The following is a 13,265-nucleotide window of genomic DNA, read 5'->3' on the forward strand; positions in this document are numbered from 1 at the left end:
TAAAGTGAATCGTTATGAAATTTAAGTATTTTAGTGTTTTTATAGTTGTCTCATTGGTTTTTACTAGTTGTGAGAAATTTTTAGAGAGAGGACAGTTGACTGCTGAAAATGATGATACGGCATGGACAACCGAAGCAAAAGTTCGCCTTTATGCAAATAAATATTATACAGACTATTTTGTTGGGTATGGGGCTGGTTTTACCACCACTGATGCGCTTCTAGAATCGTATACAAAGAGTGATGATATTCTGAGCGAAGGTACACAAGCTGACTTTCTAAATAGTGTACCTGTTGATAAGAAATGGAAGTATGAGAATGTCAGGTCGATCAACATAATGATTGATCGAGTCGAAAATAGAATGAGTAACATTCTAGCTGCAGATGCTTATAGTCATTGGTTAGGGATAGGTAAGTTCTTTAGAGCGATGGCTTATGTTAAATTGGTTAATGAGTTTGGCGATGTGCCTTATTACGATAAACCAATTGATGAGACTGATGTAGAGCAATTGTATAAGCAACGTACACCACGTAATGAGGTGATGGATGCTGTTTATGATGATATGAAATTCGCTTTTGAAAACGTGAGAGTTGACGACGGAAAACAGAATGTGAATCGTTACATTGTTGCGGGGTTTATTTCTCGGATGTCGTTAGCAGAAGGAGCATGGCAAAAATACTATTACAAGAATAATGAAAGGGCTAAAAAGTTTTTCGAATTAGCGAAATCTGCAGGTGATTATGTGATTAATAGTGGAAAATATGCTATTAGTACTCCCTATAGAGAGCAGTTTACTTCAGATAATATCGAGAATAATAAGGACATATTGTTGTCTAGGACTTACAATGCGGCCATAGCTGTACAGCATTCAATAGCTTCTAAAAGTAATTTGACTGAAATCCGTACGAATGGGCCAACTACTGATTTAATCAAGTCTTATTTGTGTACAGATGGTCAAGTTTGGCAAAATTCAACAGCACCTGAAGCGGATAATTTTGAGGTAGAGAAAATGATGGGAACGCGTGATCCTAGGTTTGAAGCGACTTTTCACTACAATACTTCTGATAAAAACAGAGCGTCCTATCTGTATGTGACTAAGTTTCTGCCGCGGACTGAGCAGAATAGTGTCGCTTCGGGTAAGCCCTCAAGTCCGAATTTTCAAGGAGCAAATAATACCACTGCTGCACCTATACTACGTTATGCCGAAGTGTTGTTAAATTGGATTGAAGCCAAAGCAGAGTTGGAACTGCTTGGGGAAGGTGCCGTTGCACAGGTGGATATCGATCAGTCTATCAATAAGATAAGGCAGAGGCCCCTAGGAGGAGCGCCTGCGTATGTGAAGCAGGTTGCTGATATGAAATTGAACGCTTTGCCCCATGATCCAGATAGGGACATCTCGGTAACTCCATTATTGTGGGAAATTCGTCGTGAAAGAAGGGTCGAGATGACTTTTGAATATTCTCGTTTAGAAGACTTAAAGCGTTGGTCTAAGTTGGAATACATGGAGATGAGTCGAAATCCTGATATCCTTTCAGGGGCATGGGTGAATTTCCCAGCTAAATTTCCAAACAATATTACAAATGATGTTGCCGTAATAAAGATGGACGGAACAGTAGTGAAATATGATGGAGATAAAACTAAGATGATAGGATTCTATAGAAATCTTAAAGCTAAGCCTAGAATAGAGTTTATTGGTTTGAGTAATACAAATCCTTATTTGGCTCCTGTTGGTTTGAATCAAATTGACTTTTATAAAACGAGGGGATATGTGCTGAAACAAACTGAGGGATGGCCTCAGAATTAAACTAATCATTAATGAAGATTATTATGAAAAATATATTATATAACTCTATCCGGGGAGTATCGATACTAGCAGTGGTTAGTGCGTTTTTTTCTTCCTGTTCAGAAGATTTTCCTAGTAGCGTAGAGTCAAAGCAATTTGCTGACATTGAGTCAATCCGAATAGTAAATGCTGGTGCTGGTGGAAATCAAATACTAGAAGGGAATGTTGATGAGCTAACTAAAATAATCACATTTCCTCGTCTAGATACCTTAACCGACTTCTCTAAGTTAAAGTTTGAAGCGACTACTTCTAATGGATCGAAGTTGGAGCAGGATGAGTTTTCTGTTCCTTACCAAAGTGGGGATACGGAGAAAAGTGTGTATCTGAAAGTTGTGAATTCTCCTAGATTTAAAGAATATCGAGCCCAAATTAGGTTTAAGGTGGCTGTTCTAGGAGCTGATTTTACGCTACCCAAAATCTATGATTATTCTAGTAATCCTTTAGGAAACCCTCCTTATGCATCGTTTACTGGTCAAAGTACACGTGGAACAGGTTTTGATGGCGAGCATATCTTAATCGTTAATAGAGGAGCAGGTGGTACGCATTTGTTAAAAGTTGAAGACTTGAAACACGATGTGATTACCCGTATTCCTTTAAATATGACGTCGGTAGGTGAGGGTACATTGACCTATAACATGGGGGCACAGATTAATGGACACACTTATGTAGCAAATTTATCTGGCGGAAAGACTTCTCCTCTTAAATTATATCATTGGTCAACACCTAGCCAGGTTCCTGATTTAGTAGCAAAAATTGATGTAAATAGTTTAGCTGGGGCGGGAGATAGGCATGGAGATAATTTGTCTGTAAATGTTGATAAGGATGGTAATGGGTATGCATTTTTTTTATGTGCCACAGCTCCAATTATACGTTTAAAGATCACGAACTTTTCCGTTGGATCAGAACCTACGGTGATTACACCACAGATAAATTATGAGCAATGGGGCCATTTTAATAGAGTGGGTGAAACAGATTCTTATATATTGTCTGGACATAGTAAACCTATGGCTTTGGTAACCAATACGGCGTCGACTCTATTTACAGCTAAGGCTACGACTTTCCCTATTGGTAGTTCAGACTTTAGAGTTATTCAATTTAATGGTGAGCGGTATTTATTAGCGATTACTGTTAATAGAGGGGCTCCGAATGGAACAAGTGTTGTGATGAATATTTACAATATAACTAAGGGCGGTAATATGGTAGACGCTCTGACTGCTTTCGAGCAGGGAGAAATGAAAGCGGTTTTTACCTACATGATTTCAGGTGTGACGAATACTGCGCCGGGTACGCAAGCTAATTTTTACGTTCAAAAAGGAGCTGATGGAAAAGACGAGAAACTCTTAGTATACGGAGCTGGTACTGATGCTGGGTTTGCAATAGTAGAGTTTCCGATTAATACAGATAAAGAAGAATAAAGGTATTAGGGATGATGAAATTAAGTTGTGTAGATAAATTGTCATTACTTAATTTTATTTTAAGATATTTTAATATTGGTAAATTATGAAGATTTTTTTTAAACTCTCATCGGTTGCTATTTTGCTAGTTATGACTTTTCTTAGCAGCTGTAGCAAAAAATCTGATGATACGATAGAGCCTTCTGTTCCAGAAGGATTGAAATTCCCTAAAAAGGAAATGCGTGCAGCTTGGTTTGCAACGGTATGGTCTTTAGATTGGCCTGCTAAAGAGGTAGGCGAAGTTGCTCAAAAACAGAAATATGTAAGAATGTTAGATAGTCTGCAGAATTTGAAATTTAATACAGTTATTTTTCAAGTGAAGGGCATGGCCGATGCGTTCTATAATTCACCATACGAACCTTGGTCTGTAGCGATCTCTGGTACGCGAGGTGTCGATCCTGGTTATGACGTGTTGAAATTCTTAATTGATGAAACACATGCTAGAGGAATGGAGTTTCATGCATGGATGAACCCTTATCGGATTGCTACAAGAGCGAAGGAAACCGATGCTTTTGCATCATTGCCCTCGACTATTCCTGCTAGTTGGACAATAGACCTCCCTACCATCCGTATTTATAATCCAGCTATGCCAGAGGTGCGTGAAAGATTAAATGATATCGTTAAAGATTTAATCCTGAAATATCCAGTAGATGGAATTCATTTTGATGACTATTTTTATCCCTCAGGATTTTCTTATAATGATGATGTAGATTTTGTTAAATATGGAGCAGCTTACTCTAAGAAAGACGATTTTAGAAGGGGAAATGTCGATCAAGCTATTGAAGGGGTGTATAATACTATTGTAGCAACAAAGCCTGAAGTAGTATTTTCAGTATCTCCAGCTGCTAGTCGTTCATATAATTTTAAAACCATGTATGCGGATGTGCCTAAATGGACCTTTTCTGGTTGGGTAGATATTTTGATGCCGCAATTGTACCAAGAAATAGGGAATCCGTCGAACCCTTTTGAAGCTAATCTAACGGATTGGTCGCAGTTTAGAGGAAAATCTAAATTAGTGATAGGGCATGCTCTCTATAAATTTGGAGCTACAGATGGAGGGGCAGCATTTCAAAGTGTGGAACAGTTGACAAAACAGTTTGCATTAACAAAAAAGAATAAATATGCCGAGGGTTCAGCGATGTACTCTGCTCGTGATATCGGAATAAATAGGATTGGTATTACGGATAAGTTAAAGGAGCTCTATGCTCATAATGCGGTGATGCCTTTTGCCGGACGTGAAGTCGCGCCCAAACCTACTATGCCAACAAACTTGACCCTAAATGGAGGGCAGCTGAGTTGGACGGTAACAGGCGCTAATCAAAAATCTGTGGTCTATCATTTTACAGATTTAAAGGCAGTTGGTACAGTGGTTGCCGTGACAGGTGATTCGAAGATTGATGTAACAGAGAATGGTTTTTATTGTGTCACTACTATCAATATTGATAATCTTGAAAGTAAAGCGACAGAGACAATAGAGAAGAAGTAATTTTTCGAAACTGAGAGAGCCTGATGAAGTTAACTGAATCAGGCTCTTTTTTATTGAAGCTTATTTTATGAAATATACATTTATTTTAGTTTTCCTTTCCTTTTCAGTTCTATGGGATCTGTATGCCCAAACTTCCTTCAAATTTGCCCAGGTGACCGATACGCATGTGGGCGGTGCTACAGGTGCTGATGACCTGAGGCGTACTGTTGCGGATTTGAATAAGCAGAAAGGGATTGACTTTGTTATTTTATCGGGTGATGTCACTGAGTTTGGATCCGATGACGAACTGGCGCTGGCTAAGCAAATATTGGACAGTCTTAAATTGCCGTTATACGTAATCCCTGGGAATCATGATAGCAACTGGTCTGAAAGTGGTGCCAATTCCTTTCGTAGGGTATTTGGAGGAGAGACGTTCTTTTTCGAGCATAAGGGCTACCAGTTTATAGGGACAACGTCGGGGCCTAATATGCGAATGAGTCCGGGGCAGATTCCACGTGAAAATCTAGTTTGGATGGATTCTGTATTTAAAGCAAACCCTGATTCGAATAAACCTTTGATATCTATTAATCATTATCCACTGGATTCTTCCCTGAACAATTGGTTTGAACTGGTGGATCGTTTGCAGCAACGCAATGTACAATTGGCCTTATGTGGTCATGGACATATCAACAAGCATTATAGCTGGGACGATATCCCTGGAGTGATGGCTAGGTCTAATCTGCGGGCGAAAGAAGATGTGGGAGGATACAATATTATAACAATGACAGGTGATTCTGTGTTTTTCCAGGTACGTAAGCCTAACCTTGTTACAGAAGACTATTGGCTCAAGCTGCCATTGCAAAAAATAAGCTTTAACACGACGTATTATCGTCCATCTTACGCAGTAAATAAGACCACCAAAGCAAAGCTCGTCTGGGAGTATGAGGATCATGGAGATATTGGAGCGGGAATCAGTTCTGATGGAAAACAGTTGTTTACCGCGAATACGGTGGGCGAGGTGTATGCATTGGATCTAAAGACTGGTAGTCGGAATTGGTCTTTTAAGACCGGAGGGAAGGTGTACTCGACACCAGAAGTGCATAAGGGAATCGTTGTAGTGGGATCATCAGATCATAGTATTTACGGGATTGATGCAAAAACTGGTCGCCAGAGATGGAGAATTGAAACGGGTAAAGCGGTATTGGGTACAGCTTCCTTATATGGTGGTAATGCCTATATCGGAGGTTCGGACGGTGCCTTTCGTTGTGTTCGAGTATCGGATGGCAAGCTACTGTGGATTTTTGATCAAGTAAAAGGATATGTTTCGACCAAACCGACAATAGCGGATGGCAAAGTGATATTTGGAAGCTGGCAGAACGGGTTTTATGCATTGGACCTGAAAACGGGTAAAAAGGTTTGGGAATGGGAGAGCGGAGCGAGCAATCGGATGTTTTCTGCTGCTGCGTGTTATCCTGTGGTAGCTAATAATCGCGTTTTTATCGTGGCACCGGATCGGTTTATGACTGCATTGGATTTAAAAACTGGTAAACAGTTGTGGCGTGAGAAAAAAGGGAATTTGAAAGTGCGAGAGTCCATGGGGCTGTCATCGGATGAAAAGTTGGTGTATGTGAAGACTATGGATGGTGAATTATTAGGTGTTTCAGTCTCCAAAGATAGCATGTCTGTGGATTGGAAGTCTAAATTGCACTTGCCGTATGAACTTGTTCCTACTGCGATATATAGTAACAAGACAGCGGTGTTTGTGCCTAGTCATTCGGGATTATTGTCCGCAATAGAGCCGAATGCAGGCGATGTGCTGTGGCAATATAAAATTTCCAATGGGATGATCAATCCGCTATTGGTGCTTGAAGATAAAATCGTCGTGAGTACCATGGATGGAAAAATTGTTATGTTGAGTTTTTAAACAAAAAAACTATAAATTCGTGACATTGAAAAAATTATATATGCGTTTTTTTGCATGTTTTTCAAAAAAGTAGCATATTTACGAAATGTTACCAAGTGATACTATATTTTCGGAACCGATGATAAATACAACAGAGAAAGATTCTAACTACCAAGACCTGGACAAAATGTCGGTTCTTGAGTTACTTAATAACATTAATAAAGAGGATAAAACCGTTCCCCTAGCCGTTGAGAAATCTATACCACAGATTGAAGCATTAGTAAAGGTAGCTGTCGATCGTATGAAAAAGGGTGGACGGTTGTTTTATATCGGAGCAGGGACAAGTGGTCGCCTTGGAATATTGGACGCTTCGGAGTGTCCGCCGACTTATGGCGTTCCTTTTGATTGGGTGATCGGTCTGATTGCTGGAGGGGATATCGCTATACGTAAAGCGGTGGAGTTTGCTGAGGATGATATGGAACAGGCATGGATTGATCTGGAAGAGTATGCGATTAACTCAAACGACGTGGTTATCGGAATCGCCGCCTCTGGAGGTACTCCTTATGTGATCGGAGGTCTAGAGAAAGCCAATGAAAAAGGTATAGCTACAGGGTGTATTGTATGTAACGGCAATTCTCCGATTGCCGAAATAGCACAGTATCCTGTGGAAGTAATTGTAGGACCTGAATTTGTAACAGGGTCTACTAGGATGAAGGCTGGAACAGCACAAAAACTCGTGTTGAATATGATCAGTACTTCAGTGATGATACAATTGGGAAGAGTAAAAGGAAACAAGATGGTGGATATGCAGCTTTCAAACCATAAGTTGGTCGCAAGAGGGGTGCGTATGGTAATGGCGGAGACAGGAGCAGGTGAAGAGATCGCTACGATGTTACTGGAAGAGTTTGGAAATGTGCGTAAAGCTATTGAAGCTTTTAAAATGAAACAACAGCTCTAAAACCTTAACGTATGTCACCTATTATATTATTATCTTTTTTACTGGTCTATTTCGGCGTATTGCTGGCGGTAGCTCATTTTACCTCTAAAGGATCGTCTGACAATTCTACTTTCTTTGTTGCAAATCGTAACTCGAAGTGGTACATGGTTGCCTTTGGAATGATCGGTACGGCATTGTCTGGGGTGACCTTTATTTCGGTGCCTGGTGCGGTAGGGGCTTCAAATTTTAGCTACTTTCAGTTTGTTCTGGGAAATGCTGTGGGCTTCGTAATCATTGCTTATGTATTGTTGCCTCTTTATTATAGAATGAATCTTACTTCTATCTATACGTACCTGGAGGAGCGATTTGGGCATATGACTTACAAAACGGGGGCCGCAATTTTCTTGGTATCAAGAACAATAGGTTCGGCTTTTCGTCTATATTTGGTTGCTATTGTACTGCAACATTTTATTTTTGACGCTTGGAATGTCCCTTTTGCCATAACTGTAGTTATCTGTCTGGTGCTTATTTGGTTATATACTAATAAGGGTGGGTTGAAAACTATTATCGTGACAGATACTTTGCAGACAACATTTTTGATAACCGCAGTTATTCTATCTATCTATTTTATGGCCAAAGGTCTTGATTTTGGTGTAGTGGATACATTTGAAGCGGTTAAAGAAAGTTCCTATTCTAAAATTTTCTTCTGGGAGGATTTTGTGGGCAGTAAGGCTAACTTTTGGAAACAGTTCCTAGGTGGTATCTTCGTGACTATTGCGATGACAGGACTGGATCAGGATCTGATGCAAAAGAACCTGTCCATGGGCACGATAAAAGAGGCGCAAAAGAATATGATTACATTTACCAGTGTATTCGTAGTCATTAATATCTTTTTCCTTGCGGTAGGGGCATTGTTGTATATCTATGCGGAAAAGAATGGTATAGATATTTCGACGTTAGCAACCCGAGATTATCTCTATCCAGAAATCGCATTGAACCATCTTGCTATATTGCCTGCAATCATCTTCATGATGGGATTGACTGCTGCGACTTTTGCAACAACGGACTCTGCCCTGACAGCCCTGACAACTTCATACTGTATTGATTTTTTAAACTTTAATAAGAAGGAAAACCCGAATGATCCGGCATTGGTGAAGAAAAGGAATTACGTCCATTTCGGTTTTTCGATAGTCATGCTGTTGGTTATCCTTGTCTTTAAGCTTATCAATAATGATTCCGTGGTGAATGCCATATTTACGGCAGCAAGTTATACCTATGGCCCTCTATTGGGATTGTTTACATTTGGTATGCTGACCAAAAGGGCGGTGAATGATAGATTGGTGCCGTATATCTGTATACTGTCGCCTTTGTTATTATTTGTACTGAATACTTATGTGATTTCGGTATATACACCGTATGTCATTGGCCTAGACCTGATCATCCACAATGGATTGATTACGTTCTTATTGTTGCTCGTGACATCACCAGGACAAGCGACCGAGAAGGCATTGTCGCATAAATAGATTATCTGTTGCTACAGGTAGAAAGACCTTCAAAAGGTGACTCGTGGTGGTCTTCTTTTGAAGGTCTTTTTGTTAGTAGGTCTGCAGGTGGAACAGTCGCTGTTTTAACCTAAAATAACGTGGAGATCAAAGAAAACTTCGATATAATAAGTATCTTTATTCGGTATTAACTGTTATATTATACGATATGTATCACTTGATTGACGACACGGTTGCTGCGATCCGCCGGAAAATTGGAGATTTTGATCCTGAGTTTGGAATTATATTGGGAACTGGGCTTGGCGGCTTGGTGGAAGAGATAGAAATTGTACATCAGATTATGTATGCTAATATCCCCAATTTTCCAATATCAACCGTCGAGTTTCATACCGGAAAACTCATATTTGGCAGTTTGAATGGGAGAAATGTGGTCGCTATGCAGGGAAGGTTGCATTATTATGAGGGCTACAGTATGCAAGAGGTTACCTTTCCCGTGCGGGTAATGAAAGCTCTAGGTATTCAGAAACTGTTTGTATCGAATGCTTCGGGCTCTTTGAATCCGGACATCAAGAGGGGGGATATAGGGGTAATCGAGGATCATATCAACTTATTGCCGGATAATCCGTTAAGAGGAGGAAATGATGCTAGCTTTGGTCCTCGTTTTCCGGATATGAGTGCACCTTACGATAGAAAAATGATGGAACAGGGGTTGGGAATCGCCGCTAAAATTGGAGCGAGAGCACATAAGGTGGTATATGTTTCGACTATGGGGCCTAATTTAGAAACTAAGGCAGAGTATCGTTATATGCGTATTATTGGAGGTGATATTGTAGGCATGAGTACAGTACCTGAGGTTATCGTGGCTAACCATATGGGCTTGCCAGTGTTTGCGATATCCGTCATAACAGATGAAGGGTTCCATTCTGATCTCAAGCCGGTGTCTCTTCATGATATCGTTCGTGTCGCTGCTGAGGCTGAACCGAAAATGACTTCTATTTTAAAAGAATTAATTGCCATGCAGTAAAATCTAATTTATCCTTTATTTTTGCAGGAACATTTAAAAAAGATTCATGAATAGTAGCCTACGTAGTTTTTTTATTTTCTTGATATTCTTGGCTATCGGTTTCAAGGGATTTGCACAAGAAGAAGAGGGCTTTAGTAGCGCTTTGGATTCCGCTCGTGCATTAGAGGATAATAAGAAGGATTCTGTCGTGTTTTCCGCTAAATATGTACGCTATGCGACTCTTGAAATGTTGAAGTATGCGACTCATACCAAGCAGATAGATACTACGCATCATAATTTCCAATATTTTAATAAGCAAAATCTACCCTGGAATCCAAGTATGAATCTAGGCTCGTATGGGTTGGCAACGCGTGATTTGTTGTTCACTCCCGACAAGAGGATTGGATTTCAGCCGGGCTTTCACGCCTTGGAACGGTATCTGATTACTTCGGATTCTGTGAATTATTATCGTGCACGAGCACGCTATTCGGAACTCTATGCAGTTGGTTTTTTTTTCGATGATCAAGTGTTTAGGGCAAAATTAGCGCAGAATATTACCCCGCATTGGAATATAGGCGCAGAATACCATGCTGCGAATACAGAAGGCTATTACCTGAATCAAAATTATGCCGATCGAAAAGGTGCTGTGTTTTCCTGGTATGAATCGCCGAGCAAGCGTTATAATATGCTTGCCAATTTTACTTTTAATAAATTGGATGCAACGGAAAATGGATCTGTGACGAATGATAGTTTGTTTAGGGATGAAAAGGTCGGTGCGCTGTATAGTGTTCCCGTACGGCTTACAGGGCAACAGAAGAATAGACCTTACAATAAATGGAATGATTACGGACTCTTTCTGAGGCAGTCGTATTTTCTGGGTAGATTAGATACGCTTCACAAAGGATTGCCTGAAATGGAAATACACCCTACGAATTCTGTTGCTCATAACTCTTCTTTTAGACAACGTAAATATACTTTTTTTAAGAATGAAGCGGATCGGTCAGAAGCTTTTCCTTTTGGAAATGCAGAGCTCGTAAAAGACACTACGACGGTGACAACTATCAGTAATGAGTTTACGTATTCGTTTTACTTGCGAAACAAGTCGTTGCTTAAAAATGAGGCCAAGTTAAACCTAGGATTTCAGAATGATTTGATTTGGTATAAGGATAGTCTTACCAATGATTTTTTTCAGAACAGTACAGTAAAAGGAGAATTGACTTATAAATTTAGTGATCGCATCGATGTAAAGGTATCCGGAGATCAAATTGTCGTTGGACGAAATTTTGGGGATTTCTTGTATGAGGCGAACGCAGATATCTCGATAGGGGATAAAATAGGGACGGTTTCCCTAGGTGCTTACAGCCAGAATAAATCTCCAGAGATGGTGTTCGATAGGATGAACTATACTTATCACCAATGGTCGAATAGCTTTGATAAGACAAAAACTCAGAATCTCTCTTTTTCCTATACCAATAAGGTGCTGGGGTTTAGTGGTAAGGCAGAGTATTTTCTTATTAATAAGTATTTGTATTTTAGAGAAGTGGATAATCCAAACAATGATGTACGTCTAGATCGTATTATTGAACCTACTCAGACTGGAGCACTGAATTTATTGAAGATCACAGCATCTCAGAAGTTTAAATTCGGCGATTTTACATTCGACAATAAAGTGGTGTATCAAAAATCTGATGCGATGGCGGTATTGATGACTCCAGAACTATATACTTGGCATAGCTTATATTACAGTGGATTCTGGTATAATGTTCTCGATTTTAGAATTGGTACTGACGTAAGATTCAATACTCCATTTAGAGCTCCGTCCTATGCAATAAATGCAGGACAATTCTACCACGATAACGCAGGTATTGAGTTTTCGACCTACCCTATTGTGGATTTCTGGATTACCGCGAATATTCAACGTGTCAATTTGTTTGTGAGCAGTAATTTTACAAATCAGTATCTTGCACCTAAAGGGTATTATACTGTACGAAGATACCCAATGAACCCTGCTAATTTTAGATTTGGTGTTTCTTGGAAGTTCTATGATTAAAATTATCTGATTGTTTTATAGTATATTGTGTAGATTGAGTGAAAAATGTTTCTTAAATGTTTTGAAAATCAAAATTTAGACCTATATTTGCACACGCAATCAGAGAAACGGATTGCTTAGTTCTTAGAATGAATGAATAGTAAAAAGGAGAATTAGCTCAGCTGGTTCAGAGCATTCCGACTTTCGGAAGTGGTCACTGACAAGAGCTATTCGTTCTTAAACATAAAACAATGGAGAATTAGCTCAGCTGGTTCAGAGCACCTGCCTTACAAGCAGGGGGTCACTGGTTCGAACCCAGTATTCTCCACCAAAGTCTCGGAGGATTAGCTCAGCTGGTTCAGAGCACCTGCCTTACAAGCAGGGGGTCACTGGTTCGAACCCAGTATCCTCCACACAGAGCATCAAGTAATTGATGCTTTTTTTTTACCGGGAGTTTAGCTCAGTTGGTTTAGAGCACTACCTCGACAAGGTAGGGGTCACTGGTTCGAGCCCAGTAATTCCCACGATATTTTAAAGCATCAGTTTACTGGTGCTTTTTTGCTGTATACCAATTTTGAGCTTTATGTTCACTGTTTACATTCTTTATTCTGTAAGTCTTGATCGCTATTATGTCGGTTTCACGGGTAATCTGGTTGAGCGCCTGCGTCGGCATAATTCGTATTCCAAGGGGTATACTGGTCGGGCCAAAGATTGGGTGGTGGTCTATCGGGAAGCCTTTGCGGATAAATCTGCTGCAATGGAACGGGAGGGTGCAATTAAAAGCTGGAAGAGCCGTGTTCTTATCGAGGAGTTGATCCGCTCCGTTGGTTTGGAGCATCCCGACTAGTCGGGAGTGGTCACTGGTTCGAGCCCAGTAATTCCCACGATATTTTAAAGCATCAGTTTACTGGTGCTTTTTTGCTGTATACCAATTTTGAGCTTTATGTTCACTGTTTACATTCTTTATTCTGTAAGTCTTGATCGCTATTATGTCGGTTTCACGGGTAATCTGGTTGAGCGCCTGCGTCGGCATAATTCGTATTCCAAGGGGTATACTGGTCGGGCCAAAGATTGGGTGGTGGTCTATGAGGAAGCCTTTGCGGATAAATCTGCTGCAATGGAACGGGAGGG

The 13,265-nt window shown here is 40.1% G+C and carries 10 protein-coding genes and 4 tRNA genes; all 14 read left to right on the top strand.

Features of this window, described 5'->3' with window-relative positions; translation table 11 throughout:
- Positions 1-14 precede the first annotated feature (14 nt).
- The gene (locus M472_RS41610) at positions 15-1,802 is read left to right on the top strand and encodes a RagB/SusD family nutrient uptake outer membrane protein (protein ID WP_021069481.1); all 1,788 of its coding nucleotides are present in this window, start codon (positions 15-17) and stop codon (positions 1,800-1,802) included.
- A gap of 23 nt (positions 1,803-1,825) precedes the next feature.
- On the top strand, positions 1,826-3,256 hold the full coding sequence (locus tag M472_RS41615) for a DUF4623 domain-containing protein (protein ID WP_021069482.1): 1,431 nt from the start codon (positions 1,826-1,828) through the stop codon (positions 3,254-3,256).
- An 85-nt stretch (positions 3,257-3,341) separates the two neighbouring features.
- On the top strand, positions 3,342-4,781 hold the full coding sequence (locus M472_RS41620; protein ID WP_021069483.1) for a glycoside hydrolase family 10 protein: 1,440 nt from the start codon (positions 3,342-3,344) through the stop codon (positions 4,779-4,781).
- A 67-nt stretch (positions 4,782-4,848) separates the two neighbouring features.
- Positions 4,849-6,684, top strand: coding sequence for an outer membrane protein assembly factor BamB family protein (locus tag M472_RS41625; protein ID WP_021069484.1), 1,836 nt, complete (start codon positions 4,849-4,851; stop codon positions 6,682-6,684).
- A gap of 118 nt (positions 6,685-6,802) precedes the next feature.
- Positions 6,803-7,621: an N-acetylmuramic acid 6-phosphate etherase gene (gene murQ / locus M472_RS41630; RefSeq protein WP_031301488.1), complete on the top strand. Its 819-nt coding sequence runs from the start codon at positions 6,803-6,805 to the stop codon at positions 7,619-7,621.
- An 11-nt stretch (positions 7,622-7,632) separates the two neighbouring features.
- A complete protein-coding gene (locus tag M472_RS41635; protein ID WP_021069486.1) occupies positions 7,633-9,123 on the top strand; it encodes a sodium:solute symporter in 1,491 nt (496 codons plus the stop codon).
- Positions 9,124-9,310: 187 nt separating this feature from the next.
- The gene (locus M472_RS41640; protein ID WP_021069487.1) at positions 9,311-10,126 is read left to right on the top strand and encodes a purine-nucleoside phosphorylase; all 816 of its coding nucleotides are present in this window, start codon (positions 9,311-9,313) and stop codon (positions 10,124-10,126) included.
- A 46-nt stretch (positions 10,127-10,172) separates the two neighbouring features.
- Positions 10,173-12,155 carry a putative porin gene (locus M472_RS41645; RefSeq protein ID WP_021069488.1) on the top strand — a complete coding sequence of 661 codons (1,983 nt, stop codon included), beginning with the start codon at positions 10,173-10,175 and terminating at the stop codon, positions 12,153-12,155.
- A gap of 232 nt (positions 12,156-12,387) precedes the next feature.
- A tRNA-Val gene (locus M472_RS41650) sits at positions 12,388-12,465 on the top strand.
- 7 nt (positions 12,466-12,472) lie between these two features.
- Positions 12,473-12,547: transfer RNA gene (locus tag M472_RS41655), tRNA-Val, on the top strand.
- Positions 12,548-12,583: 36 nt separating this feature from the next.
- Positions 12,584-12,658 (top strand) — tRNA-Val (locus M472_RS41660).
- A 59-nt stretch (positions 12,659-12,717) separates the two neighbouring features.
- Positions 12,718-12,981, top strand: coding sequence for a GIY-YIG nuclease family protein (locus tag M472_RS41665; protein WP_021068657.1), 264 nt, complete (start codon positions 12,718-12,720; stop codon positions 12,979-12,981).
- Positions 12,942-13,018, top strand: a tRNA-OTHER gene (locus M472_RS45510). The genes M472_RS41665 and M472_RS45510 overlap by 40 nt, the downstream gene beginning before the upstream one ends.
- A 59-nt stretch (positions 13,019-13,077) precedes the next feature.
- On the top strand, positions 13,078-13,265 hold a 188-nt coding region (locus tag M472_RS41670; RefSeq protein ID WP_021069489.1), incomplete at its 3' end, for a GIY-YIG nuclease family protein.

Source organism: Sphingobacterium paucimobilis HER1398, from assembly GCF_000416985.1.
Classification (GTDB): Bacteria; Bacteroidota; Bacteroidia; order Sphingobacteriales; family Sphingobacteriaceae; genus Sphingobacterium; species Sphingobacterium paucimobilis.

What these genes read in the sequence shown, in the direction of transcription:
- M472_RS41620 (WP_021069483.1), top strand. Translation starts at nt 3,342, where the DNA reads ATGAAGATTTTTTTTAAACTCTCATCGGTTGCTATTTTGCTAGTTATG.
- M472_RS41640 (WP_021069487.1), top strand. Translation starts at nt 9,311, where the DNA reads ATGTATCACTTGATTGACGACACGGTTGCTGCGATCCGCCGGAAAATT.
- M472_RS41635 (WP_021069486.1), top strand. Translation starts at nt 7,633, where the DNA reads ATGTCACCTATTATATTATTATCTTTTTTACTGGTCTATTTCGGCGTA.
- M472_RS41615 (WP_021069482.1), top strand. Translation starts at nt 1,826, where the DNA reads ATGAAAAATATATTATATAACTCTATCCGGGGAGTATCGATACTAGCA.
- M472_RS41645 (WP_021069488.1), top strand. Translation starts at nt 10,173, where the DNA reads ATGAATAGTAGCCTACGTAGTTTTTTTATTTTCTTGATATTCTTGGCT.
- murQ (WP_031301488.1), top strand. Translation starts at nt 6,803, where the DNA reads ATGATAAATACAACAGAGAAAGATTCTAACTACCAAGACCTGGACAAA.
- M472_RS41610 (WP_021069481.1), top strand. Translation starts at nt 15, where the DNA reads ATGAAATTTAAGTATTTTAGTGTTTTTATAGTTGTCTCATTGGTTTTT.
- M472_RS41665 (WP_021068657.1), top strand. Translation starts at nt 12,718, where the DNA reads ATGTTCACTGTTTACATTCTTTATTCTGTAAGTCTTGATCGCTATTAT.
- M472_RS41625 (WP_021069484.1), top strand. Translation starts at nt 4,849, where the DNA reads ATGAAATATACATTTATTTTAGTTTTCCTTTCCTTTTCAGTTCTATGG.